We start from the raw sequence: 22986 nt of genomic DNA, 5'->3' as shown, positions 1-22986 counted from the left end.
ATTTTATATAAATAATCATGCTAAATGTGTTAGGTTATATTCACCATAATAATGATTATCTTTATCAGAGGCTTCATTCGGCGAGTATGAGGGATATAGACTTTTTCACCTGGCGACGGGAATGCGTCCTCCGGTTTCAGCAAATGACCTGTGCTGACGAGGTATATCAGGAACTTCAGCGACAAACGCAGGCGCTTGAATTCGATTATTATGCGCTTTGTGTTCGACACCCTGTGCCATTTACCCGCCCGCGAACATCCGTCCATTCCAGTTATCCGCAACAATGGATGGCGCAATATCAATCCGAGAATTATTTCGCCATTGACCCGGTACTGAAGCCGGAGAATTTCATTCAGGGACATTTGCCCTGGACGGATGAATTATTCACGGATGCCCAGCAATTATGGGACGGCGCGCGGGACCACGGTTTACGCAAGGGAATAACGCAGTGTCTGATGATGCCAAATCATGCGCTCGGTTTCCTTTCCGTGTCATGTACCAGCTTACAGGCACACTCGATATCCAGTGAAGAAGTTGAGCTGCGTTTACAAATGCTGGTCCAGATGGCGCTCACTACGCTGTTGCGCTTTGAACATGAGACGGTGATGCCGCCTGAAATGAAATTCAGCAAGCGTGAACGGGAAATTCTGAAGTGGACCGCAGAAGGGAAGACGTCGGCAGAAATCGCCATCATTCTTTCCATCTCGGAAAATACCGTCAATTTCCACCAGAAGAATATGCAGAAGAAATTCAACGCACCGAATAAGATCCAGATAGCGTGTTATGCCGCGGCGACGGGACTTATCTGACTGATATCATGTTCTGCGTGTCAGACGAGAAAACGGCTGAATGCTTTGCATCCAGCCGTTTTTGTTACTGGCGGTAGGCTTGTTTAATTTGCTTAACCGTATTGGCAAAAACAGCGGATTCCGCCTGGTCTTCCATCTGCGCGATCTGTTTTTCCATTTTAATGATCACACGACCAGCATCAGCCTGGCCCATCGCCTGTAGCATAAGCGTCAGCAGCGACTTCAGGCAGTTTACTTCCTGTGCCAGTTCCTGGTTATTCTCGGCAGTGGCAAATTCAGGTGTGCTCATTTATTTTCCTCATTATAAAACAGCGCATGAGCGCGACGATGAAAGTTAAGGCGGCGGAGTATACCACAAGCTATGGCAAAAAATGCAGTGGTTGTTTTTTATACTTGTCGCGCCGCGATTATTGGTCGACGCGGATTATGAAGGTACTCTGTCCAATATGTTAGCGGCAATTAAATGTTTATCCCCGGTTCGTCATTCGTTAATTGTTGTTACAAAAAATCGCGCGCTCTTTTTCGTTTGAGTTAACAACTGTTTTAGTAACTTTTTGAATATCGATGCTAGAAAATAGCGGTAAAAGCCCAGCGGACAAGGGTTTTCTTTCCACTTGCTGTACAGCCTAATTTCCAAAAACGAGACCAGAATCGTATAGCCGATTTTTTAGCGTTTTAATCTTGCATGGAAAACCGTTAATATAAACCCAATTAGCAGTCAGTAGCGTTATCCCTATTCTGGAGACATTTCCTTTGATCAACGTCCTTCTTGTTGATGACCACGAACTGGTGCGCGCAGGGATACGACGCATTCTTGAAGATATAAAGGGTATTAAAGTTGCCGGCGAGGCGTGCTGTGGCGAAGATGCCGTCAAATGGTGTCGCGCTAACTCCGCAGACGTGGTGCTGATGGATATGAACATGCCCGGTATTGGCGGGCTTGAAGCCACGCGCAAAATCGCGCGCATGTTCGTTGATACCAAAGTTATCATGCTGACCGTCCATACCGAAAATCCGCTGCCTGCCAGGGTTATGCAGGCGGGTGCTGCCGGGTATCTCAGTAAAGGCGCCGCGCCGCAGGAAGTTGTCAATGCGATCCGCACCGTATACGCCGGGCAGCGTTACATCGCTTCTGATATTGCTCAACAGATGGCTCTGAGTCAGATTGAACCGGAAAAAACGGAATCTCCGTTTGCCAGTTTGTCTGAGCGCGAATTGCAGATTATGCTGATGATCACTAAAGGTCAGAAGGTGAATGAGATCTCAGAGCAGTTGAATCTCAGCCCGAAAACGGTCAACAGCTATCGCTATCGGATGTTCAGTAAATTGAACATTCACGGTGATGTCGAACTGACTCACCTGGCCATTCGCCATGGTTTGTGCAATGCGGAGTCGTTAATAAGTCAGTGAGTGAAGCGTTCGATTCAAAAGCATTTCTAAAAACCGTCACCAGCCAGCCGGGCGTCTACCGAATGTACGACGCTGGCGGTACGGTTATCTATGTCGGTAAGGCAAAAGATCTGAAAAAACGCCTTTCCAGCTATTTCCGCAGCAATCTTGCCTCTCGTAAAACCGAAGCACTGGTCGCACTCATCCACAACATTGATGTCACCGTGACGCACACGGAAACGGAAGCGCTGCTGCTTGAGCACAACTATATCAAGCTGTATCAGCCGCGCTACAACGTCCTGCTGCGCGATGATAAGTCCTACCCGTTTATCTTCCTGAGCGGTGATACCCATCCTCGCCTGGCGATGCATCGTGGCGCTAAGCATGCGAAGGGTGAATACTTTGGCCCTTTCCCGAACGGTTATGCCGTACGCGAAACGCTGGCGCTGTTGCAAAAAATCTTCCCCGTTCGCCAGTGTGAAAACAGCGTCTACCGCAACCGTTCCCGGCCGTGCCTGCAATATCAGATTGGCCGCTGCCTGGGGCCGTGCGTTGAAGGGCTGGTAAGCGAAGAAGAGTACGCGCAGCAGGTGGAATATGTCCGCCTGTTTTTAGCCGGGAAAGACGATCAGGTGCTGACGCAACTGATTACTCGTATGGAAAAAGCCAGCGCGGCGCTGGAATTTGAAGAGGCCGCACGCATCCGCGACCAGATCCAGGCGGTGCGCAGGGTGACCGAGAAGCAGTTTGTTTCTAATACGGGCGACGACCTCGATGTTATCGGCGTTGCCTTTGACGCCGGTCTGGCCTGTGTTCACGTGCTGTTTATTCGTCAGGGCAAAGTGCTCGGCAGCCGCAGCTACTTCCCGAAGGTGCCGGGCGGCACTGAGCTGGGTGAAGTGGTGGAGACTTTTGTCGGCCAGTTTTATTTGCAGGGCAGCCAGATGCGTACGCTGCCCTCGGAGATCCTTCTAGACTTCACGCTCGACGATAAAACCCTGCTGGCAGATTCGCTTTCAGAGCTGGCAGGCCGCCGGGTGAATGTCCAGACGAAACCGCGGGGCGATCGCGCACGTTATCTGAAGCTGGCGCGAACCAATGCCGCCACGGCGCTGACCACCAAACTGTCCCAGCAGTCGACCGTCAGCCAGCGTTTAACCGCCCTTGCTACGCTGCTCAAACTGCCGGAAGTGAAACGCATGGAATGCTTCGACATCAGCCATACGATGGGTGAGCAGACCGTGGCGTCGTGTGTGGTCTTTGATGCGAATGGCCCCCTGCGGGCAGAGTATCGTCGCTATAACATCACCGGCATTACGCCCGGTGACGATTATGCCGCCATGAACCAGGTGCTGCGCCGTCGCTATGGTAAAGCGATTGAAGAGAGCAAAATCCCGGACGTTATCCTTATCGACGGCGGGAAAGGGCAGTTGGGGCAGGCGAAGGCGGTATTCGAATCGCTCGACGTAGAGTGGGACAAGAACCATCCGCTGCTGCTAGGGGTAGCGAAGGGGGCAGATCGTAAGGCTGGCCTGGAAACGCTGTTCTTTGAGCCGGAAGGCGAGGGCTTTAGCCTGCCGCCGGATTCCCCTGCGCTGCACGTGATCCAGCATATTCGCGATGAGTCGCACGATCATGCCATCAGCGGGCACCGTAAAAAACGGGCGAAAGTGAAAAATACCAGTACCCTTGAGACGATTGAAGGCGTCGGGCCAAAACGTCGCCAGATGCTGTTGAAGTATATGGGCGGATTGCAAGGATTACTCAACGCCAGTATGGAAGAAATTGCAAAAGTGCCGGGTATTTCGCAAGGGCTGGCAGAAAAGATCTACTACTCGTTGAAACATTGAGGGCTCTGTAGCAACATAGAGCTAAATTTTACTGACAACAGACAGTTACCGTCATCATGCGATTTAATATCCCTACGTTGCTCACTCTCTTTCGCGTTGTGCTCATTCCGTTCTTCGTCCTGGCATTTTACCTGCCGGTCGTCTGGGCGCCTTTTGCCTGTGCGCTTATTTTCCTGATCGCTGCCGTGACGGACTGGTTTGACGGTTATCTGGCGCGTCGCTGGAACCAGAGCACCCGCTTTGGCGCGTTCCTCGATCCGGTTGCGGATAAGGTGATGGTAGCAATCGCGATGGTGCTGGTGGCGGAACATTATCATACCTGGTGGGTGACGCTGCCTGCCGCGACCATGATTGGACGTGAGATTATTATCTCTGCCCTGCGCGAGTGGATGGCGGAGCTGGGTAAACGCAGCAGCGTGGCGGTGTCCTGGATCGGTAAAGTTAAAACCACTGCGCAGATGGCGGCGCTGGTGTGGATGCTGTGGCGTCCGAATGCCTGGGTAGAGTGGGCTGGCATTGGTCTGCTGTGGGTTGCGGCGGTGCTGACGCTGTGGTCAATGCTGCAATATTTGAACGCTGCGCGCGGTGATTTGCTTGAACAGTGATCGTTTCGGCTTAATTTTCAGCAAACGATCCTGAGATGCAAAAAATAACGTTGACTCATAACGTCATATCAGTAGAATGCAACGCATCGAACGGCGGCACAGTTAGCCGGACGATAATGAAATCAAGTGGTTAGGAAGTCGTTAAATAGTTACTTGATGACATGCGGGAATAGCTCAGTTGGTAGAGCACGACCTTGCCAAGGTCGGGGTCGCGAGTTCGAGTCTCGTTTCCCGCTCCAGATTAAAGCATCGGCAGTTTGCGGGTGCAGGTCGAAAGACAACAGATTTAAGGCGCGTTAGCAAAGCGGTTATGTAGCGGATTGCAAATCCGTCTAGTCCGGTTCGACTCCGGAACGCGCCTCCACTTTCTTCCCTGGCCGGATGGTGGAATCGGTAGACACAAGGGATTTAAAATCCCTCGGCGTTCGCGCTGTGTGGGTTCAAGTCCCACTCCGGCTACCATGGGAAAAGCAGAATAATCAAAGCAATAAGCAGTGTCGTGAAACCACCGAAAGGTGGTTTTTTTGTGCCTGCAATTCCCCCTTCCTGACAACAAATCTTATTTTTCGTGCCTGACCCATGCACAACCATAATTTTTCGATCATTATGCGTCGAGGGCGTTTCCTTATCGCGTAAATTCTTATATCTCCGTTTCATCGATTGCCCTGCGGCAGCTTCGCAGATAACTTCATTTGGATTTTCCTTAGAAAAAGTGGAAGAGCTTGCAAATAGGCTGGGCAAGGGTATCAACAAATGATCAAAACATTGTTCTCCGGCGACAAGCTCTCGAACGTACAGGATATGAACTACGGCTGGCAAGAGGCATCTAAAACCGCAATGGCGCTGGATTTGACCACTGGGAGCATTACGGGATGGCAGATGTACCAGATATCTAATGAGAATTGATTATGTCACAAGAATTAGAATTTTCGCTTCATCCACCCGTTTGGCCTGCCATCGTCTATTTTGTTGTATCTGTTGCAATTTTTTTCTTGCTTTATCTCGGGAAACTAAAAGTTAACAGGCTGCATAAATACCCGCTATTTATCGCATATATGGTGTTTGTAATCGCTGTTGCAGCCGTTCAGATAAACATCTTTGCTAATGGCTACGAGTTTGTCCGCAGCTTTTTGCATATCGATTTTGACCCCTATCGATATGACTCGGTATATTGGGGATCATTGTTTTTCTCCATAATTTATTTGCTGGCGTTGCCCCGGAACAAGTTTTAGCATAATGAAATTTTCATTTAAGGGACGTTATGTCTTTACCGCCATTGTATGCACTGCGTGCGTTTGAAGTTGCTGCGCGGTTGAACTCCTTCAGTAAAGCCGCTGAAACGCTTAATATTACGCCGGGTGCGGTCAGCAGACATGTTCGTACCCTTGAACTGTGGTTCGACTGCGAGCTTTTCAAAAGGCAAGGTCCTCGCGTGGAGGTCACTGAAGCCGGGCGAGTGCTTGCCGGACAGCTGAACGAGAGCTTCACGAGCATTGAATGGGCCTGCCGGGCATTTCGCAGTGAAAACCACCTGCTGCGGTTAAAAGCACCCAGCACCCTGACCATGAGATGGCTTCTCGACGTGCTGCGATCTTTTCGCAACAACCATGCAAAACCACAGGTTGAGATTGCCAGCGTCTGGATGGACATTGATACCGTTGATTTCAATCTTGAGCCCTACGACTGCGCCATCCTTCTTGGTAATGGCCGTTTTGGTGACACAACGGAGAGTCAGCTGCTTTTTCATGAATGGCTTATCCCGGTTTGTACCCCATCACTTATCGAACCGGCCCGGCAACGGCTTCCGCAATGCGATTTGATCCATCCTTCACCGGACAGACGTGACTGGCGGCGCTGGCTGCGAAGAACAGGATTGTTCCCGGGGCTCGATATGAGCAGCGGTATGGTGTTCGATACCCTTGAACAGGGAAGTATTGCCGCGATGAACGGGCACGGCATCGCTATCGCCGACCTGCATCTCACGCTTGATGCCCTGAAAAGCGGCCTGCTGGGCCTGCCGTTCAGGGAAGCTATTGCGACAGGGGATGGCTACTACCTCGTCTGGCCAAAAAATTCACTCAAAAGAGAGAGCATTCAGCATCTTCTGGCCTGGCTGCAAAACCATACCCCGGTCGTTCCGGCGCTGGATATCGATTATCTGGAATACGATGACAGTCGGGTTTATTAATACCGTTATGAATAAGATATGTTTGCCATCTTTTTATAACGTTCTGGCAAAGCGCTGTTCAGGCTGAGTACCTTATCCAGAATATAAAATGCTGGCGTGTTTTTCTGTTGCTCAGCGTCAATGATTGCCGCGCGTAATAGCGTGGCGGCAGACGAAATCTTGTGAAAATAGTCCTCAGACTCGGGCGTCTGTAATTCACCTGAAGTGGCGTAACGCACGTCCGGCCAGCCGGAGAAGTCGAGCAGCGGAAGGGGCTTTCCTGCTTCAGGATGACAGGCTGAAATCAGCGCAGCCGCTTGCTTAGGGTCGCGATGGGCAACGGATAGCATGTATACGCGCTGCGCAAACGGTGACAGAGCCTCAGAGTGATGTTTCGTCGCCATAAGCATGGCCATAAAATCCTGTAAATCATCGGCTGAATCGGTGTCAGGTGGTAATACAGTTTTCAATAACTGATATAACGCATCAAGTGTCATATTTGCCCCGGATCCTCTTATCATTATTATTCAGTTTGCGGCTGAACGTTTTATCGACCCGCGCAAAGGCGGGTCGTGAAGATGATATTTGAATGCGGTCGCATCAGAAAAACGATTAATAATGGCAATCACTGTGAGTTTTTCTCACTATAGCCTTTTCGTTTCACACTCCACCCAGGTACGCCTTCCTCACCTCCGGATCCTTCAGCAACGCCTCGCCGCTGCCGCTTAACCGAATCTGGCCATTAACCATCACATAGCCGCGGTCGGACAACTTCAGCGCGTGGTGCGCATTCTGCTCGACCAGAAAAATCGTCATTCCGTTACGGGCCAGTTCGCGCAGCGTCTGGAAGATCTGTTTAACCACGATTGGCGCGAGGCCGAGGCTGGGTTCATCCAGCAGCAGAAGTTTAGGACGGCTCATCAGCGCGCGGGCGATAGCCAGCATTTGCTGTTCACCGCCTGAAAGCGTCATCGCCCGCTGGTTACGGCGCTCTTTGAGGCGAGGGAAGAGGTCGAACATGCTTTGCATATCTTCCGCTGCATGCTGATTGCCGACGGGGATTGTCCCCATCAGCAGGTTCTCTTCTACAGACATATCCGGGAAAATGCGTCGTCCCTCAGGTGCCTGCGCGATGCCGCCGGTGGCAACATAGTGGGTAGATTTGTGGCTGATATCCTCGCCGCAGAAGAGGATCTGCCCGTTGCGGATCCGGGGCTGACCAAAGACAGACATCAGTAATGTTGACTTCCCCGCGCCGTTAGCGCCAATCAGGGCAACGGTTTCCCCTTCGTTAACCTCAAGCGAAACCTGCTTCAACGCCTGGATCACCCCGTAGAAAACATCCACATCCTGAAACTGAAGCATCGGTTCGCTCACAGATTTACCTCGCTTTCGTCGGTGCCCAGATACGCGGCAATCACTTTTTCATTGTGCTGAATCTCAGCCGGTTTACCTCTGGCAATCACATCGCCGTGATCGAGCACAATGATGTCATCTGAAATGCCCATCACCATCCCCATATCATGCTCGATCAGCAAAACCGTGATGTCATGGTGGTCGCGCAGGAACCGGATGATCTCACTCAGCTTGTGCGTCTCCACCGGGTTCAGGCCGGCAGCAGGTTCATCGAGACAAATCATCTCCGGGCCGGTACACATGGCGCGGGCGATTTCGAGGCGTCGTTGCTGACCATAGGACATTTCCCCGGCCAGACGGTTCGCGCAATCCACCAGATCCACCACCTCCAGCCAGTAAAACGCCCGGTCCAGCGCATCGTTTTCTGCCCGACGATACGCAGGGGTATTCAGCACACCCGCCAGCAGATTGCGGTTGACGCGCATGTGCTGTGCCACCAGCAGGTTTTCCACAACAGACATCTCGCGGAACAGGCGGATGTTCTGAAACGTGCGCGCAAGACCCGCGCGGTTCACCAGATGCGTGCCGCCAAACATTTTATAGAACAGGCGTTGACCAAGCTGCGCCGGGTTGAGCCAGTCGCCCGGCTGGAATTTCTGGCCGAGCACCTGAATGACATTGGTGGTTTTATTTCGTGCATTGAACAGAATGTTGCCGCCGGAGGCCCGGTAGAAACCGGTCAGGCAGTTAAAGACGGTCGTTTTTCCCGCGCCGTTAGGCCCAATGAGTGCGGTAATGGAGCCGCGCTGCACCTCAAGATTGACGTCGTTTAAGGCCTTGATCCCGCCGAAGTGCATCATCAGATGTTCTACACGTAAAATCGTTGCGTTCATGGCGCCACTCCTTTACGCACGGTAAATCCGCTGCGGTTGATGCGGATCAGACCGCGAGGACGCCAGATCATCATCACCACCATCAGCATGCCAAACAGCAGCACCCGGTATTCCGCAAAGCTGCGCAGCAGTTCCGGCGTGACGGTCAGCACAAAGGCGGCCAGTACGACGCCGACGGTGGAGCCCATCCCGCCCAGGACCACAATGGCGAGGATCAGGGCCGATTCAAAAAAGGTGAAAGAGGTCGGGTTAACAAACCCCTGGTAGGTGGCAAAAAACACCCCGGCGATACCTGCCGTCGATGCGCCCAGGGTGAAGGCCGAGAGTTTGACCAGAACGTGATTCAGCCCCATGGAACGGCAGGCAATCTCATCCTCACGGAGCGCTTCCCACGCCCGTCCAATGGGCATTCGGGTCAGCCGGTGTTTAATGTAGAGCACCAGCATGACTACCAGGAAAAGTACCGCATAGATGAAAATAAACTTCATGTTGGGGTTATAGGTCAGGCCGAAGAACTCGTGGAAGGGGACGCCGCCTTCTTTGGCGCGTCGGCCAAACTCAAGGCCAAAAAAGGTTGGGGCAGGGGCTGAAACGCCGTTTGGCCCGCCGGTGAAGGTGAGCCAGTTGTTCAGCACCAGGCGGATGATCTCGCCAAACCCAAGCGTGACGATGGCGAGATAATCCCCGTGCATGCGCAGCACCGGAAAGCCGAGCAGGGCGCCTGCGCCCGCGGCCATTAGCGCCGCCAGCGGCAGCATGCTCCAGAACCCAAGCCCCAGATACTGATACCCGAGCGCCAGCCCGTAAGCGCCGATGGCATAGAAGGCGACATAACCCAGATCCAGCAGCCCTGCCAGGCCAACAACAATGTTCAGCCCAAGACCGAGCAGGACGTAGATCAGTCCGAGAATGGCAACCGTCAGAAGGTATTTCGTTGCTACAAACGGGAAGCAGATCGCCAGCGTGACAATCAGCGGAATGATCCAGCGCATGCGGCTTTTATACGCCGGCGGCCGGACATACACGCCCGCATTGTCGGATTCAAACCGCGTCTGTAAACGTCTTCCGGCCGCCGTAGCTGAAAAGGCGCTCAGCAAAAAACGTCCCACCATCACCGTGCCAACAATCCACGCCAGCCGCTGGCCGTCAAAGGTAAAGCTGTAACCATCCAGTATCACACCCGCAATCGGGCCGAAAATAATCAGGGCGATCATTCCGGAAAAAATTGCGTCCAGAATGCAGCGCTTCAGGGAAAAACCGTCAGAGGTCATCGCGTTGTTCCTTACACTTTAGCCACGACAGGGCGGCCCAGCAGCCCCTGAGGACGGAAGATCAGAATTAAGACCAGCAATCCAAACGAGAACACGTCTTTATAATCCGAGTTCACCATCCCGGAGAATTGCGCTTCTGCGACGCCCAGAATCAGCCCGCCAAGCATCGCACCGGGCAAAGAGCCGATGCCGCCCAGCACCGCCGCCGTAAAGGCCTTGATGCCGATAACAAACCCGACGTAAAAATCAAAGGTGCCGTAATTCATGGTGATCAGCACGCCCGCCAGCCCGGCCATGGCTGCGCCGATAACAAACACCAGCGAAATTATTCTGTCAGTGTTGATACCCAGGATGGAGGCCATCTTACGATCCTGCTGTACCGCACGGCACATGCGTCCTAAGCGGGTACGGTTGATAATCCAGGTCAGCACCAGCATGCCCGCGAACGAGGCGATGAGGATAAAGACTTTGGTATAGGTTATCTGGACAAACCCTTCGCCAAGGTGAAAACGCAGCACGCCATCAAGCATGGTGGGCACGCCCTGCTGGCGCGGGCCCTGGCTGAGCTGGACGTAGTTTTGCAGTATCAACGACATCCCGATGGCCGAAATCAGCGGCGCCAGACGCGTCGAGTTGCGTAGCGGCTTATAGGCGATGCGCTCAATCGTCCAGCCATAAACGCCAGTGACCACGATGGTGAAAACCAGCGTCCCCAGGATCAGCAGCGGAAAGGAGTGGAGTCCAAAAAACGCCAGCAGGGCCAGGCCAATGGCCGAGAGATAGGCGGAGATCATATACACTTCGCCGTGGGCGAAATTGATCATACCGATGATGCCGTACACCATGGTGTAGCCGATGGCGATAAGACCGTAGACCGACCCCAGCGTTAAGCCATTAATTAATTGTTGCAGAAAGAATGTACTCATGGTCGCGCACCTGAATAAGGGTTACGCCGACAGTCAGACCTGCCGGCGCTGAGCAGATTCCGTCCCGTTATGGCACTTCTTTATATTTGCCTTTGTCATCCCACTGGTAGACCACGTAGTCAGAGACTTTGAGGTCACCTTTGCTGTCCCAGGCTTTTTTACCCATCACCGTGTCGACAGGGTTGGCCTTCAGCCACTCGCTGGCTTTTGCGGAATCCGTCCCTTTCGTGGCCTTGAATGCCGCCGCGATAGCCTGCACAGACGCGTAGGCGTAGAGGGTGTACCCTTCAGGTTCAAATTTACCGGTGCGGAATTTCTCGATGACGGCTTTTCCGTCCGGGATCAGGCGCGGATCTTTACCGAAGGTCATGTAAATACCGTTGGTGTACTGTGCCCCACCGGCGGCGGTGACCATCTCTTCATTGACGATACAGTCTCCCGAGAAGAACTTCGCCTGCACGCCCTGTTCACGCATCTGGCGAACCAGCGGGCCCGCTTCCGGGTGACAGCCCCCGAAGAACACCACGTCCGGTTTTTGTGCGCCGATTTTGGTCACCAGCGCGTTAAAGTCTTTCTCCCCGCGGGACAACCCTTCGTACATCACCTCCTTAACGCCGCGTTTCGCCAGCGCCGCTTTAGTGGCATCCGCCAGCCCCTGACCGTAGGTGTCTTTATCGTGGATGATGACCACCCGTTTGGCTTTCAGCTTATCAAGAATAAAATCGCTGGCGACCTGGCCCTGCTGGTCGTCACGTCCGCACATGCGAAATATGTCGCTCATGCCACGTTCGGTAATCAGTGGGTTCGTTGAGCCGGGAGTGATGGAGAGGATCCCGGCATCGCTATAGACCTCGGAGGCGGGCATGGTCGACGAAGAGCAGAAGTGGCCGACGACCGCTTTCACCTTATCCTGATCGACTAAGCGGTTGGCAACGGCGACGGCCTGTTTGGGCTCGCAGGCGTCGTCGCCCTGAACCAGTTTGATTTTCTCACCGTTGATCCCGCCGGCGGCGTTAATGTCTTCCGCCGCCTGCGTAGCGCCATGCCAGTATTGATCGCCGTAGGTTGCGTTCGGGCCTGTGAACGGCCCGGCCACGCCGATGACGATATCGGCCTGCGCGGAAAAGGGCGTCACCAGACAACCGGCCAGCACCAGGGAGAGGGGAGTTTTGGTAAATTTCAGCGACATTATTATGTTCCTTAGCAAAGAGGTTTTTGCACCAGGTATAAACCCGAACGCCTGATGGCATCGTAAATCCAAAAACAAGAGCGAGAACAAAATGCACTTTAGAAGCAATCTCATGCTTAATACGGCGAGGATCCCACGCACCGCGAAGCGCGCAGAACATTAAGCAAAAAGGTTGCCAGAATGGTTAATCCCTTGACCGGGTCACAACACGTTGAGTATAGAGCGCCGTTTTATGCGCCTTTGCGGGATGATATGAATTTACAGCGGAGATCACATCTCCTTAACAACAAAGCCCATAAGTTGTGCAACGGTCACGATTTGCACGTTTTTGCAGCAATAAAGACCTAAACTTCAGATAGGCACGCGCGGCGATATATGTCAGGATCGTTTTTTTTATCAGGAGTATCAGCAATGGCTGAAGGCCCATTAAATGAAAGCGAGATGGCGTGGCTGGAAGAGACATTAATCTCTTACGGTCACGACGATGCATCCGTGATTGACGTGTCCGAACTGGACGGCATGCTTACCGCAGTACTTTCCGGTCCCGTCGTGGTGGAGCCCGACACCTGGCTGGTGGCGGTCTGGGGTGGTGAGAAATATATTCCTCGCTGGAAAAACGATCGTGAGATGAACCGTTTTATCGATCTCTGCTTTAAGCACATGAACGATATTGCCGAGCGTTTGAGCGAATACCCGGATCAGTTTGAACCGCTGTTTGGCTATAACGACGTTGACGGTCAGAGTTATACCGTGGTGGAAGAGTGGTGCTATGGCTACATGCGCGGCATGGCGCTGACGGACTGGTCATCCCTGCCGGAAGCGCTGGAAGCGGACCTGGCGGTGATTGCCCTGCACGGGACGGAAGAGAACAGCGAGAAGCTGGATGCGCTGACCGAAGAGGAGTATATGGCCAGCATCGAGAGCATTCAGCCTGCGGCGCTGCGCTTGTATAACTACTGGGTGGCTAACCCGCAGCAGCCGGAAGCGAAAAAGCCGATCGTGAACGGGTCGAAGGTGGGGCGTAACGACCCGTGCCCGTGCGGGAGTGGGAAGAAGTTTAAAAGCTGCTGCCTGCATTAAATCATTAATTACTGTGGCCTGAATGGGGCACGGGTGTTTAGTCCCCGCTAAAATCGGCGAACCGGAGACCAGATGACAAGGGCTGGACGCCATGGATGGCGGCCAGAGGCGAATCGAGACAGGATGTCGAGTTGAGCCGACCGTAGGCAGATGGTCGGGAGGTGAGCGCAGTGCGAAGCACCGATTTTCCGCGGGGCCGCGGGGATTGATAAGGGGGCCGCGGCGGCCCCCTTATCCCGTTCACATGCTGTGAAAAAATTATATTCTGTTGATCTTAAGGTGAACGGAACAGTACCTCTGGACCTGTATAAATAAGTTATCCCACTTCCGGCAGCATCCCCGCTGCAATCAAAATCTGCACCAGAATAATCGCCACGCCGCACCCAAACACCACGCACAGCATTGGCGTACCGCCCGCCACGCGATACCCCTGCTGCGGATGTTGCTGGCGGCTCTTCCACGCCAGCAGGGAAGGCAGCAGCAGGGCCAGTACCGATAACGCCACGCCAGCATACCCCAGCGCCATCACAAACCCGCGCGGGTAAAAGAGCGCGAAGGCCAGCGGCGGCAGGAAGGTCATCGCCCCCGTCTGTAAGCGTCCCGCAACGGTATTGCGCCGCTGGAACAGATCCGCCATATAGTCAAACAGGCCAAGCGCCACGCCGAGGAAGGAAGTTGCCAGGGCCAGGTCAGCAAACAGATGTACCGCCAGCTCCACGTGTGAAGAGGCCACCACGTTACGCAGGGCAACCAGGAATCCATTCAGACCAGAATGCTCTGCCATCAGGCCGATAAAGGTATTGGAATCAATACTGCCCAGCGTCACCAGCTGCCAGAACAGGTAAGCAATCAACGGAATGGCGCTGCCGATAACAAAGACGCGGCGTAGCTTGCGAATATCACCGTTCATATAGCTCACGATGCTCGGTACGCTGCCGTGAAAACCGAAGGAGGTGAAAATAACCGGGATGGCCGAAAGCGCCAGACCTTTCTCCAGCGGGAGGGAGAGCAGGTTAATCTTGTGAACATGCGGTGCCAGCAGCACCAGCATCACAACAAGGAAAAGAATTTTGGCGCTGAACAAAAAACGGTTAAACAGATCGACCAGCGATGTGCCCGCGCAAACCACGCCGCCACCAATCAGCGTAAAGACAATGGCGCCTGTTTCCGGTGAAAGCGACGCACCGAAGCCGTCATTGATACTTGACGCAATCAGCTCCCCGGCGCCGCTGATGTAAGCGGCAGTCAGGGCGTACATCAGGAACATCATGCTGAAACCGGCGATCCACTGCCCGTAGCGTCCAAGATAGCGTGCAGCCAGGGAGCCTAAGCCAGTATCGGCAGGGACATGCTGATAAACCTCCAGCAATAATAGCGCGGTGTAACACATCAGGGCCCACAGACCGCCCAGCAGCACTACGGTAATCCCAAACCCGACGCCAGCGGCAGCCAACGGCATGGCCAACATTCCTGCGCCAATTGTCGTTCCGGCGACGATAAAAATACTTCCCAGAGTTCTGTTCTTCACGCTTTCCTCTACAACGCTTCCATACCGCGACTCATTCTGCGGCGCAGAGTAAGGGAAAAGCCCCGTCTCGTCAAATCACCGTTACATAGTGTGTAATGATTAATTTACAAAAAGAAAAGGGTAACCTGAGCCAGCGCAAAGCGTGCCGTGGAGGGAGCGTTTAGTCTGCTTTTTATTTACGAGAGGTAACCATGTCAATTCACGGACACGACGTGCTGAATATGATGATTGAGTCAGGTGAGCGGTATACTGAGGAGAGTCTGGTTGAGGCGATACATGCCCGCTTTGGCGAAGCGGCGCGTTTCCATACCTGTTCAGCTTCAGAGATGACGGCCGCGGAGCTGGTGGCGTTTCTGGCGGCGCGCGGAAAATTCATTCCGGCAGCAGACGGATTTTCCACTCACGAAAGTAAAATTTGCCGTCATTAAATAAAGCGGTGCTGAAAACTCAGCACCGCTTTTCTGTTAATTCTGCGTGTCGAGCGTCGACAGCTCTTTATCAATGAAGTACAGACCTTCCCCGGATTTACCTGCCAGAGATAATTTATCCAGTACGGATTTAAATAGCTTCTCTTCTTCGTGCTGTTCAGCCACATACCACTGAAGGAAAATAAAGGTTGGATAATCCTGGCTGGTCATGGCGGCATGAGCCAGTTCATTAATTTTCTGGGTGATCAGCTGTTCGTGCTCATAGGTGGCGCGGAACAGTTCATCAAGAGAGCCGTATTCGGCAAAAGGGGATGCCACGTTATCAATACGCGGCAGGCTGCCGGTGTCCGTCAGGTAATCAAACAGACGCTGCATGTGCGTCATCTCTTCCTGGGCATGACGACGCAGGAAGGCGGCCGCTCCTTCAAAGCTGTGATAGCTGCACCAGGCGCTCATCTGCTGATAAAGCAGGGAAGAAAAAAGCTCAAGATTCATTTGCGCATTGAGCTTGTCGATCATTTCAGTTTTTAACATGGTGCAGCTCCGGTTTATTAATTCTGGTTCACGATGAGCGACACTATAATTTGTTATTTAATTATTTGCAAAAAGTAAAATAAATATTTCTTTATTAAAAATACGAATGGGAATAAAACGCATTGCCGCTATTTATATTTATTAATGAGAATTGTTTTAGTTCTTATTAAATAAACTGCCAGCGTGACTGGCAGTAGCGGTTAATACCACGGATTCTGGCTGGAAGAGGTAACAGCATATCCCTGACATTTATACTGAATGGTCACACTTTCGTTCAGACAGAGTGAACCGCTGATCAGGGTGCAGGTTTTAATTGGCTGCCCGTAGGCTGACGCGGTGGCGTAGCCCATATGTTGACAGGCTTTGGTTGCCGTACCGTTATTAACATACTCATCAGACCAGGCGTTTTGCAGCATGGCCTGGCCATAGTCGAGGCGCACAATTCCGTTTGGGGCATCCGTACTGCTGATTTCTGCCTGACGGTTGATACTGCACCCGGCGAGCAACAGGATCGTTCCGGCTATGATTACACGTTTCATGGTTCACTCTGCGTGACGGGAAATACGCCATTGTAACCAACGCGATGTGACGCAATGGCCGGAATAGCCGGAGGATCTGCCCTCTCACTGTGCAACGAGCCGGGCCACCGCGCGAAATTGTGAGCGCATCTTTGTTTTTTAAAACAAGTTTTCACTTAATTTGAAAGTGTGTTTGTTTGATAGTAAGGTTAAGTGGAAAAAGTATCCACAGCGGGATCGCCCGCCATGCATTCAGGAGAGACAAGATGAAAATTGCACTGATGATGGAAAACAGCCAGGCCGCTAAAAATCCCATCATCCTTAATGAGCTGAAAGCCGTTGCTGATGAGAAAGGTTTCCCGGTCTATAACGTCGGTATGAGTGATGAGAACGATCATCATCTCACCTATATTCACCTGGGCATCATGGCGAGCATTCTGCTTAACGCTAAAGCTGTCGATTTTGTTGTCACCGGCTGCGGTACCGGGCAGGGCGCGTTGATGTCCCTGAACATCCATCCGGGTGTGATTTGCGGTTACTGCATCGATCCTGCGGATGCCTTCCTGTTTGCGCAAATCAACAACGGTAACGCGCTTTCTCTGCCTTTTGCGAAGGGCTTCGGCTGGGGGGCAGAACTGAACGTACGCTTTATCTTTGAGAAAGCGTTTACCGGACGCAATGGCGAAGGTTATCCACCAGAGCGTAAAGAGCCGCAGGTGCGTAACGCCGGGATCCTGAACCAGGTGAAAGCGGCGGTGGTGAAAGAAAACTATCTGGATACCCTGCGAGCAATCGATCCTGAGCTGGTTAAAACCGCCGTCTCAGGCCAGCGCTTCCAGCAGTGCTTCTTCGAGAACTGCCAGGACAAAGAGATCGAAGCCTTCGTGCGCGGTATTGTTGGCTGATTCCGTTTTGCCGGGCGGTGCGTTGCCTGCCCGGCAGATAGCGTTACTTTTTCGATGAGACCGCGCTGCCTGCATCTTTGGTCAGACGCAGCGTGTCAACCATTCCCACCAGGCAGATTAGTGCGATCGCCACAAATGCCAGCCGGAAGCTCATTCCCGGCATGCCGGCAATCCCCATCGCCTCACTGACTTTTTCCCCGATACGAATACCAATCGCCCCGAGCGTGATCCCAAGCCCCACGGCAAGCTGCGTTGCGGTTGAAAACAGAGTATTGGCATAGCTCATCTGCACCGATGGCACATCCGCAAAAGCCAGCGTACTGATGGCTGTAAACTGAATCGAACGGAAAACGCCGCCCAGATAGAGGATCAGCATGACGAGCCACGCGGGCGTCTGCGGCGTCAGAAACGCGCAGGCCAGCAACGCCAGGACATTCAACGCACCGTTAATCAGCAACAGCCGCTTAAACCCCAGGCTGCGGATAAGCGGCGTCGTCGCCGGTTTAATGGTGAGATTGCCAACGAAAACCGCCAGCACCAGCAGGCCCGAATGGAACGCGTCCATGCCAAAGCCGACCTGGAACATCAGCGGTAACAGGAACGGAACCGCGCTGATGGAGGCGCGAAACAGCGATCCGCCATACAGGGTGACGCGAAACGTCGGCACCTGCATCGCATCGAGTCTGATCATCGGCCAGGTTGTCCGCTTAAAGTGACGCAGTGCCAGACTTAACGCGACGATACCGACGATAAACAGCGTGGCGGTTAATCCTGTTCGCAGAGGCTCTGCGCCCATCAACTCCATCGCATAAACCAGGCTCACCATGGCAAGGGTGGTGACAACAAAACCCGGTAAATCAAACGGTCGGCGCGTATCTTCATGCAGGTCTGGAATGATGCGCAGTGCCAGCAAAATGGCGATTATCCCCAGCGGCACGTTAATAAAGAAGATCCAGCGCCAGTCGGCATAGCTGGTAATGAACCCACCCAGCGGCGGGCCGATGATCGGCGCGACCAGCGCAGGCCACGTCAGGGTGGCGATTGCCGTGATGAGCTGATGTTTTGGCGTGGTGCGTAGCACGGCCAGGCGACCCACGGGCACCATCAGCGCGCCACCCATGCCCTGAAGGACGCGCATCGCGACGAACTGATCGAGCGTGGTGGACAGGCCGCAAAATACCGAGGCCAGCGTGAAGATTGCCAGCGCGAGGGCAAACACTTTTCGCGCGCCGAAGCGGTCGGCGATCCAGCCGCTGGCGGGGATCAGCACGGCCAGGGTGATCAGGTAGGCGCTGATGCCGATATTCAGATCCACGGCCTGTACACCGAAGCTTTTTGCCATGTCCGGCAGCGCGGTGGCAATCACCGTCCCGTCCAGAAACTCCATAAAGAAAGCACCGGCCACCAGCAGCGCCGCAGGCGATAATCCACGGCTCTCTTTGCCGGATACGTTTTCACTCATTCTCTTCCTGCCCGCTCAAAAAATTTTATAAACATTTACTGGAATTTATAAGACTGTAACGTGCAGATTTATCATGGCTTTTTTTAACAAACCAGCAGCACTGAGGGTTTAATAACCGTGATGCAGGTCACAAAATGGTTGATTTTTGTGATGGTGGTCATATTATAAGCGTATTGACAATAACACCTGCATAACACGTTACTGGAGCAACATAATGAAACTGCGCAAAATCCTGAAAAGCATGTGGGCAAACTACTGCACAACGTTTAAAGACGTCCCACCGGGTGCGATGTTCTGATAAAAAAACCTGCTTCGGCAGGTTTTTTTATGTCTGCGGACGACGAGAGGGAGATGGAAGGGCGTCTGTTTTGCTACTATGGCGGCCTTTGAATAAGGAGAACCCCATGTCACAAAACCTGAGCGCCGATCAGGAACTGGTATCTGACGTCGTCGCCTGCCAGCTGGTTATCAAACAAATCCTTGATGTGATTGACGTTATCGCGCCGGTTGAGGTACGCGAAAAGATGTCGACCCAACTGAAAAACATCGATTTCACCAACCATCCTGCTGCGGCGGACCCGGTTACGCTCCGCGCGATCCAGAAAGCGATTGCGCTGATTGAACTCCGCTTCACACCGCAGGGTGAGTCACACTAAAATAAACCGATGTTTTAAAATTAGAAACCCTTTTCTGCTTTTACGTCGAAGGGCGACAAAGCCTGTCGCCCGCAGAAGGATCAGAAGAACGTCTGCACCAGCAGATAGCTCACCACGCAGGCACAGCTTACGCCAATCAGCCCCGGCAGAATAAAGCTGTGGTTGATGATGAATTTACCGATGCGGGTGGTACCGGAGCGATCGAATCCGATACAGGCCAGATCGCTCGGATAGGTCGGCAGCACAAAGTAGCCGTAGGATGCCGGGAAGAAGGCCACCAGCATTTTCGGCTCGATGCCCAGCATCAACCCCATCGGGGCGACCGCGGTCAAGGCCGCAGCCTGGCTGTTGACCAGTTTTGATACCAGGAACAGCACGATGGCATACGTCCAGGGATGACTCTTCACCACCCCCTCCAGCGCCATTTTCAGCTCGTCGAGATGCGCCTGAAAAAAGGTATCGCTCATCCACGCCACTCCAAACACCGAGAAAATCGCGACCATCCCCGCCTTAAATACCGCCCCGTTTGAAATGGCCGACGCATTTACCTTGCAGGTCATCAGCATGATGGCCCCGGCGATCAGCATCATCATTTGAATGACAAGGTTCATCGACAGGGCTGTCATTTTGCCTTTGATCTCAAACGCCGGACGCAGCTCGGGCAGCGCACCCAGCAGGACCACAACGGCAATCCCGGCGAAGAAGATCCACGTTGACCAGTAGGCCTGTTTCGGGAAACGCTGATCCATCAACGTCTCCGTTCCTCCATAGATAAACTCCCGCTGTTTCGGATCTTTCAGCTTTTCCTGAAATTCAGTATCGTCTGCGAGGTTTTTCCCCCGGCGCAGGCTCCACAGTGCCGCAATGGCAACGCCAGACAGTGAGGCCGGTACGGAAACGGCGAGGATTTCGAGGATCCCCCACGCGTGACCGATGCCGTGCTGCGCACCCAGAATCGAGACCAGCGAAACGACGGCCACGGAAACGGGGGAGGCGGTGATCGCCATCTGAGAGGCCACCGAGGCCACCGCCATCGGCCGTTCCGGGCGAATGCCTTTTTTCAGGGCGATATCCGCGATAATGGGAAACATGGTGTAGACGACGTGACCGGTCCCGCAGAGGAAGGTCAACATCCAGGTGGTAAACGGTGCGAGAAGGGTGATGTGTTGGGGATGTTTACGCAGCAGGCGCTCTGCAAACTGCATCATTACATTAAGGCCACCGGCGGTCTGTAGCGTGGCCGCACAGCCGATGACGGCGAGGATTGTGAGCATCACGTCAACGGGCGGTTTACCGGGTTGCAGACCAAAGACAAAACTTAAAATAAACAGGCCGATACCGCTTATCAGCCCCAGGCCCATCCCGCCGAAGCGGGTGCCTATCAGCAGGCAGAGGATAATGACAATAAACTCAATGGTGATCATGATGCTCCCTCGTCAATGAATGTAATTAAACAAATCATTACACGATGTGTGGTTATTCATTGGGAGCAAGATCTGATTTGTTAAATGTCAGCAAAAGCAGGGAGTTGGTACCCACCCCCTGACGGGAGCGGGTGAAGGGACTTAGTGGTGTTGCACGGTAGCTATGTCGAGAAGATGGCGGTCCGTCTGCTCCAGACAAATCCCCGCACGTTTCGCGTTGCGGATTTCATCTGCGAGCGTCTTCAGCAGCATGCCATCCTGCTGCTGCTCTCTGTCCATATCGCGTAAAAACGTGAGGGTAATGATGTCCTGTTGCGCTTTGGCTTCATCAGCCAGTTTGCTCAGCTTCGCACAGCGTTGCTCATACTCTTCGAGCGTTTTCTGGAACAGTTCTTCCAGTGAAGTGTAATTATCTTCAATCGTTTCAAGCTCTTTGACGGTAGGGTTTGCCCCGACAGCTTTCAAAAAGTTAAAGACACGCATCATGTGCGTGACGTTACTTTGCGCCTGAGTACGAAAGAAGGTGGCAGTGCCGTTGAGGCTTTTTCTGGAACACCACGCGCTCAAATGCAGATGCAGATTTGAAGCATAAAACTCCAGGTTCATCTGGGCATTCAGTTTTTGCATCATCGTTTGGGTAGTCATTCTCATATCCTTATTGACTGTGGGACTTGATGTCCGCTACTTAACCTGACCCGGCAGGTATTGACGATTGAATGGCAGAAATAGATTTCTGCAAGGTAAAAACTCGAAAATTCACTTCCTGTGTTCGATTTAAATAAGCATACGCTTCTCTTCGACTTAAGAAAACTCTTAATTAGGCTGTGTTTACCATAGATTACAAATTTAAATATAGCCCAGAATAGAAAGAAGGTTACAAGATTGATAATTATATAACATGTTGATTTAAAAGGGTGTAAAATTAATTTTGCTCATTTTTATCGTTTCAGGAAACGTTCTTTGGCGGGAAATTCTGTAAAAGTGATAAATCAGAAATAATTTTTGCAAATATATCCTGTCGTATCAAATTTGAGCTAAATCAATTTTCACTCAATATACGGTTCTGTGATCGCGGCGCAAGATTGTGATCTGATAACGCGAGAAAATGAAACGATGTTTTACATTGTTTCATTATTTGAGGTTTATGATGGCTAACGTTGCGGTGCTGCTGGCACCTGGTTTTGAAGAAGCAGAAGCGATTATCACTATTGATATTCTGCGGCGTTTACAGATTGAGGTGGAGACGCTGGCCTGCGCGGAGTCCCGTGCGGTAGTGAGTTACCATAATATCCCCATGGTGGCTGACAGTACGTTAACGGAGCGCATTAATAGGCTGTATGACGCGGTCGTGTTGCCCGGTGGGCCGCAGGGCAGCGTCAATCTTGCGGCTAACCAGGAGGTGATCCGCTTTGTTTCCGCCCATGACGAGCACGGCAAACTTATCTGCCCGATCTGCTCTGCGGCCGCGCGGGTGCTGGGCGGTAACGGGCTACTGAAGGGGCGCCGCTACGTCTGTTCCGGCGATCTGTGGCAGAGCGTTGATGATGGAGTATATGTAGATGCGCCGGTCGTGGAGGATAATAACCTCATCAGCGGCAAGGGGCTGGGGCACGCTTTTGACTTTGCGCTGACGCTCTCTGCTCGTTTGTTGGGTGACGACGCCCCCGTGCGCGATCATGCTGAACACATCTATTACCGCTGGTAAATTTTCTGCCGGACGCTAAGGCGTCCGGGTTACAGGGATTTCTTAGCTGACCTTATGGATAATCCTGCTTAACTCCTTTCCATTTGTAGGACAATTACGTCCTTTTTTATGTCATTTTCCGCTGAATTTATGTACGCAATTACTGTAATTCTGCGGTGTGATGTCGCTCTCTTATGGATGATTAATTTCCCGCTAAAACTATCTCCAGCACTAACGCTTATAACGAGGTAAGCGCTAATGCCTTGTTTTAAGTCCGATTAAATAAGTTGTTCGCCAATATTCCCTACAGAT

Annotated in this window: 26 protein-coding genes and 3 tRNA genes; 16 read left to right on the top strand and 13 right to left on the bottom strand. The window is 52.6% G+C overall.

From position 1 onward, the window contains the following. The first annotated feature begins 86 nt into the window (after positions 1 to 86). Complete coding sequence (sdiA, locus tag SK47_RS13430) at positions 87 to 809, top strand: transcriptional regulator SdiA (protein WP_003859639.1); 723 nt, start codon at positions 87 to 89, stop codon at positions 807 to 809. A gap of 64 nt (positions 810 to 873) precedes the next feature. Here sdiA and SK47_RS13425 read toward each other — a convergent pair whose 3' ends face one another. Further along, positions 874 to 1098 (bottom strand): DUF2594 family protein, encoded by a 225-nt coding sequence (locus SK47_RS13425; protein WP_003859644.1) that lies wholly within the window; start codon positions 1096 to 1098, stop codon positions 874 to 876. 464 nt (positions 1099 to 1562) lie between these two features. Here SK47_RS13425 and uvrY point away from each other — a divergent pair, with 464 nt between their 5' ends. From uvrY to SK47_RS13385, 9 genes are all read left to right on the top strand, one after another. Beyond that, complete coding sequence (gene uvrY / locus SK47_RS13420; protein ID WP_003859647.1) at positions 1563 to 2219, top strand: UvrY/SirA/GacA family response regulator transcription factor; 657 nt, start codon at positions 1563 to 1565, stop codon at positions 2217 to 2219. Further along, positions 2216 to 4048 carry an excinuclease ABC subunit UvrC gene (uvrC, locus tag SK47_RS13415; protein ID WP_045337574.1) on the top strand — a complete coding sequence of 611 codons (1833 nt, stop codon included), beginning with the start codon at positions 2216 to 2218 and terminating at the stop codon, positions 4046 to 4048. Before uvrY ends, uvrC begins: the two co-directional genes overlap by 4 nt. Positions 4049 to 4104: 56 nt before the next feature. Further along, the gene (gene pgsA / locus SK47_RS13410; protein ID WP_003859652.1) at positions 4105 to 4653 is read left to right on the top strand and encodes a CDP-diacylglycerol--glycerol-3-phosphate 3-phosphatidyltransferase; all 549 of its coding nucleotides are present in this window, start codon (positions 4105 to 4107) and stop codon (positions 4651 to 4653) included. A gap of 163 nt (positions 4654 to 4816) precedes the next feature. Next, positions 4817 to 4892: transfer RNA gene (locus SK47_RS13405), tRNA-Gly, on the top strand. Positions 4893 to 4943: 51 nt separating this feature from the next. Continuing rightward, positions 4944 to 5017: transfer RNA gene (locus SK47_RS13400), tRNA-Cys, on the top strand. A gap of 11 nt (positions 5018 to 5028) precedes the next feature. Then, positions 5029 to 5115 (top strand) — tRNA-Leu (locus SK47_RS13395). A gap of 291 nt (positions 5116 to 5406) precedes the next feature. Beyond that, positions 5407 to 5559: a hypothetical protein gene (locus SK47_RS23970; RefSeq protein WP_156172560.1), complete on the top strand. Its 153-nt coding sequence runs from the start codon at positions 5407 to 5409 to the stop codon at positions 5557 to 5559. Between the two features lie 2 nt (positions 5560 to 5561). Beyond that, positions 5562 to 5885 carry a hypothetical protein gene (locus tag SK47_RS13390; protein ID WP_003859653.1) on the top strand — a complete coding sequence of 108 codons (324 nt, stop codon included), beginning with the start codon at positions 5562 to 5564 and terminating at the stop codon, positions 5883 to 5885. A 29-nt stretch (positions 5886 to 5914) separates the two neighbouring features. Then, entirely contained in the window at positions 5915 to 6841 is a 927-nt protein-coding gene (locus tag SK47_RS13385; RefSeq protein ID WP_022651459.1) for a LysR substrate-binding domain-containing protein, read from the top strand. 5 nt (positions 6842 to 6846) lie between these two features. Here the strand turns inward: SK47_RS13385 and SK47_RS13380 are convergent, their stop codons facing one another. The 6 genes from SK47_RS13380 to SK47_RS13355 all read right to left on the bottom strand — a co-directional run bounded on the left by SK47_RS13380 (position 6847) and on the right by SK47_RS13355 (position 12455). After that, entirely contained in the window at positions 6847 to 7317 is a 471-nt protein-coding gene (locus SK47_RS13380) for a hypothetical protein (protein ID WP_032659207.1), read from the bottom strand. Positions 7318 to 7480: 163 nt separating this feature from the next. Beyond that, entirely contained in the window at positions 7481 to 8197 is a 717-nt protein-coding gene (locus SK47_RS13375; protein WP_003859661.1) for an ABC transporter ATP-binding protein, read from the bottom strand. Further along, entirely contained in the window at positions 8194 to 9069 is an 876-nt protein-coding gene (locus SK47_RS13370) for an ATP-binding cassette domain-containing protein (RefSeq protein ID WP_003859662.1), read from the bottom strand. Before SK47_RS13370 ends, SK47_RS13375 begins: the two co-directional genes overlap by 4 nt. After that, positions 9066 to 10340, bottom strand: a complete 1275-nt coding sequence (livM, locus tag SK47_RS13365; RefSeq protein WP_003859664.1) for a high-affinity branched-chain amino acid ABC transporter permease LivM — start codon at positions 10338 to 10340, stop codon at positions 9066 to 9068. The genes SK47_RS13370 and livM overlap by 4 nt, the downstream gene beginning before the upstream one ends. Positions 10341 to 10351: 11 nt before the next feature. After that, positions 10352 to 11266: an ABC transporter permease subunit gene (locus tag SK47_RS13360; protein WP_003859667.1), complete on the bottom strand. Its 915-nt coding sequence runs from the start codon at positions 11264 to 11266 to the stop codon at positions 10352 to 10354. A gap of 67 nt (positions 11267 to 11333) precedes the next feature. After that, a complete protein-coding gene (locus SK47_RS13355) occupies positions 11334 to 12455 on the bottom strand; it encodes a branched-chain amino acid ABC transporter substrate-binding protein (RefSeq protein ID WP_048244471.1) in 1122 nt (373 codons plus the stop codon). A 411-nt stretch (positions 12456 to 12866) separates the two neighbouring features. Between SK47_RS13355 and SK47_RS13350 the strand changes: the two genes are divergently transcribed. Beyond that, positions 12867 to 13535 (top strand): YecA/YgfB family protein, encoded by a 669-nt coding sequence (locus SK47_RS13350; RefSeq protein WP_048244469.1) that lies wholly within the window; start codon positions 12867 to 12869, stop codon positions 13533 to 13535. Between the two features lie 316 nt (positions 13536 to 13851). Here SK47_RS13350 and tyrP read toward each other — a convergent pair whose 3' ends face one another. Next, a complete protein-coding gene (gene tyrP, locus SK47_RS13345) occupies positions 13852 to 15063 on the bottom strand; it encodes a tyrosine transporter TyrP (protein ID WP_045329921.1) in 1212 nt (403 codons plus the stop codon). A 191-nt stretch (positions 15064 to 15254) separates the two neighbouring features. Between tyrP and SK47_RS13340 the strand changes: the two genes are divergently transcribed. Beyond that, a complete protein-coding gene (locus SK47_RS13340) occupies positions 15255 to 15491 on the top strand; it encodes a YecH family metal-binding protein (RefSeq protein ID WP_003859673.1) in 237 nt (78 codons plus the stop codon). Between the two features lie 36 nt (positions 15492 to 15527). Here SK47_RS13340 and ftnA read toward each other — a convergent pair whose 3' ends face one another. After that, entirely contained in the window at positions 15528 to 16025 is a 498-nt protein-coding gene (gene ftnA, locus SK47_RS13335) for a non-heme ferritin (protein WP_048244467.1), read from the bottom strand. 200 nt (positions 16026 to 16225) lie between these two features. After that, positions 16226 to 16564, bottom strand: coding sequence for a YecR family lipoprotein (gene yecR, locus SK47_RS13330; protein WP_045329919.1), 339 nt, complete (start codon positions 16562 to 16564; stop codon positions 16226 to 16228). A gap of 245 nt (positions 16565 to 16809) precedes the next feature. On the opposite strand from yecR, the gene SK47_RS13325 reads away from it, so the two are divergent. Beyond that, the gene (locus tag SK47_RS13325; RefSeq protein WP_003859680.1) at positions 16810 to 17448 is read left to right on the top strand and encodes an RpiB/LacA/LacB family sugar-phosphate isomerase; all 639 of its coding nucleotides are present in this window, start codon (positions 16810 to 16812) and stop codon (positions 17446 to 17448) included. 43 nt (positions 17449 to 17491) lie between these two features. Here the strand turns inward: SK47_RS13325 and SK47_RS13320 are convergent, their stop codons facing one another. Further along, positions 17492 to 18910 (bottom strand): MFS transporter, encoded by a 1419-nt coding sequence (locus SK47_RS13320; RefSeq protein ID WP_003859681.1) that lies wholly within the window; start codon positions 18908 to 18910, stop codon positions 17492 to 17494. 214 nt (positions 18911 to 19124) lie between these two features. Between SK47_RS13320 and azuC the strand changes: the two genes are divergently transcribed. Both azuC and SK47_RS13315 read left to right on the top strand, forming a co-directional pair. Beyond that, entirely contained in the window at positions 19125 to 19208 is an 84-nt protein-coding gene (azuC, locus tag SK47_RS23965; protein ID WP_003859682.1) for a stress response protein AzuC, read from the top strand. A gap of 106 nt (positions 19209 to 19314) precedes the next feature. Then, complete coding sequence (locus SK47_RS13315) at positions 19315 to 19566, top strand: DUF2766 family protein (protein WP_003859683.1); 252 nt, start codon at positions 19315 to 19317, stop codon at positions 19564 to 19566. Positions 19567 to 19646: 80 nt separating this feature from the next. On the opposite strand, the gene SK47_RS13310 is transcribed toward SK47_RS13315, so the two are convergent. Both SK47_RS13310 and SK47_RS13305 read right to left on the bottom strand, forming a co-directional pair. Then, positions 19647 to 20990 (bottom strand): anaerobic C4-dicarboxylate transporter, encoded by a 1344-nt coding sequence (locus tag SK47_RS13310; RefSeq protein ID WP_045896088.1) that lies wholly within the window; start codon positions 20988 to 20990, stop codon positions 19647 to 19649. 141 nt (positions 20991 to 21131) lie between these two features. Beyond that, positions 21132 to 21635 (bottom strand): non-heme ferritin-like protein, encoded by a 504-nt coding sequence (locus tag SK47_RS13305; RefSeq protein ID WP_003859685.1) that lies wholly within the window; start codon positions 21633 to 21635, stop codon positions 21132 to 21134. Between the two features lie 502 nt (positions 21636 to 22137). Here SK47_RS13305 and SK47_RS13300 point away from each other — a divergent pair. Continuing rightward, positions 22138 to 22695: a DJ-1/PfpI family protein gene (locus SK47_RS13300; RefSeq protein WP_048244465.1), complete on the top strand. Its 558-nt coding sequence runs from the start codon at positions 22138 to 22140 to the stop codon at positions 22693 to 22695. Positions 22696 to 22986 lie beyond the last annotated feature (291 nt).

Source organism: Enterobacter sp. BWH52 (assembly GCF_001037565.1).
GTDB lineage: Bacteria > Pseudomonadota > Gammaproteobacteria > Enterobacterales > Enterobacteriaceae > Enterobacter > Enterobacter hormaechei_C.
Note: the sequence above shows the minus strand (reverse complement) of the source record. Positions and strands in the feature narration are given on the sequence as shown.

What these genes read in the sequence shown, in the direction of transcription:
- SK47_RS13355 (WP_048244471.1), bottom strand. Translation starts at nt 12,455, where the DNA reads ATGTCGCTGAAATTTACCAAAACTCCCCTCTCCCTGGTGCTGGCCGGT.
- SK47_RS13360 (WP_003859667.1), bottom strand. Translation starts at nt 11,266, where the DNA reads ATGAGTACATTCTTTCTGCAACAATTAATTAATGGCTTAACGCTGGGG.
- pgsA (WP_003859652.1), top strand. Translation starts at nt 4,105, where the DNA reads ATGCGATTTAATATCCCTACGTTGCTCACTCTCTTTCGCGTTGTGCTC.
- livM (WP_003859664.1), bottom strand. Translation starts at nt 10,340, where the DNA reads ATGACCTCTGACGGTTTTTCCCTGAAGCGCTGCATTCTGGACGCAATT.
- ftnA (WP_048244467.1), bottom strand. Translation starts at nt 16,025, where the DNA reads ATGTTAAAAACTGAAATGATCGACAAGCTCAATGCGCAAATGAATCTT.
- SK47_RS13380 (WP_032659207.1), bottom strand. Translation starts at nt 7,317, where the DNA reads ATGACACTTGATGCGTTATATCAGTTATTGAAAACTGTATTACCACCT.
- SK47_RS13325 (WP_003859680.1), top strand. Translation starts at nt 16,810, where the DNA reads ATGAAAATTGCACTGATGATGGAAAACAGCCAGGCCGCTAAAAATCCC.
- SK47_RS13390 (WP_003859653.1), top strand. Translation starts at nt 5,562, where the DNA reads ATGTCACAAGAATTAGAATTTTCGCTTCATCCACCCGTTTGGCCTGCC.
- SK47_RS13350 (WP_048244469.1), top strand. Translation starts at nt 12,867, where the DNA reads ATGGCTGAAGGCCCATTAAATGAAAGCGAGATGGCGTGGCTGGAAGAG.
- SK47_RS13305 (WP_003859685.1), bottom strand. Translation starts at nt 21,635, where the DNA reads ATGACTACCCAAACGATGATGCAAAAACTGAATGCCCAGATGAACCTG.
- SK47_RS13340 (WP_003859673.1), top strand. Translation starts at nt 15,255, where the DNA reads ATGTCAATTCACGGACACGACGTGCTGAATATGATGATTGAGTCAGGT.
- azuC (WP_003859682.1), top strand. Translation starts at nt 19,125, where the DNA reads ATGAAACTGCGCAAAATCCTGAAAAGCATGTGGGCAAACTACTGCACA.
- SK47_RS13315 (WP_003859683.1), top strand. Translation starts at nt 19,315, where the DNA reads ATGTCACAAAACCTGAGCGCCGATCAGGAACTGGTATCTGACGTCGTC.
- SK47_RS13425 (WP_003859644.1), bottom strand. Translation starts at nt 1,098, where the DNA reads ATGAGCACACCTGAATTTGCCACTGCCGAGAATAACCAGGAACTGGCA.
- sdiA (WP_003859639.1), top strand. Translation starts at nt 87, where the DNA reads ATGAGGGATATAGACTTTTTCACCTGGCGACGGGAATGCGTCCTCCGG.
- SK47_RS13310 (WP_045896088.1), bottom strand. Translation starts at nt 20,990, where the DNA reads ATGATCACCATTGAGTTTATTGTCATTATCCTCTGCCTGCTGATAGGC.
- SK47_RS13385 (WP_022651459.1), top strand. Translation starts at nt 5,915, where the DNA reads ATGTCTTTACCGCCATTGTATGCACTGCGTGCGTTTGAAGTTGCTGCG.
- SK47_RS13370 (WP_003859662.1), bottom strand. Translation starts at nt 9,069, where the DNA reads ATGAACGCAACGATTTTACGTGTAGAACATCTGATGATGCACTTCGGC.
- SK47_RS13300 (WP_048244465.1), top strand. Translation starts at nt 22,138, where the DNA reads ATGGCTAACGTTGCGGTGCTGCTGGCACCTGGTTTTGAAGAAGCAGAA.
- SK47_RS13320 (WP_003859681.1), bottom strand. Translation starts at nt 18,910, where the DNA reads ATGAGTGAAAACGTATCCGGCAAAGAGAGCCGTGGATTATCGCCTGCG.
- yecR (WP_045329919.1), bottom strand. Translation starts at nt 16,564, where the DNA reads ATGAAACGTGTAATCATAGCCGGAACGATCCTGTTGCTCGCCGGGTGC.
- SK47_RS23970 (WP_156172560.1), top strand. Translation starts at nt 5,407, where the DNA reads ATGATCAAAACATTGTTCTCCGGCGACAAGCTCTCGAACGTACAGGAT.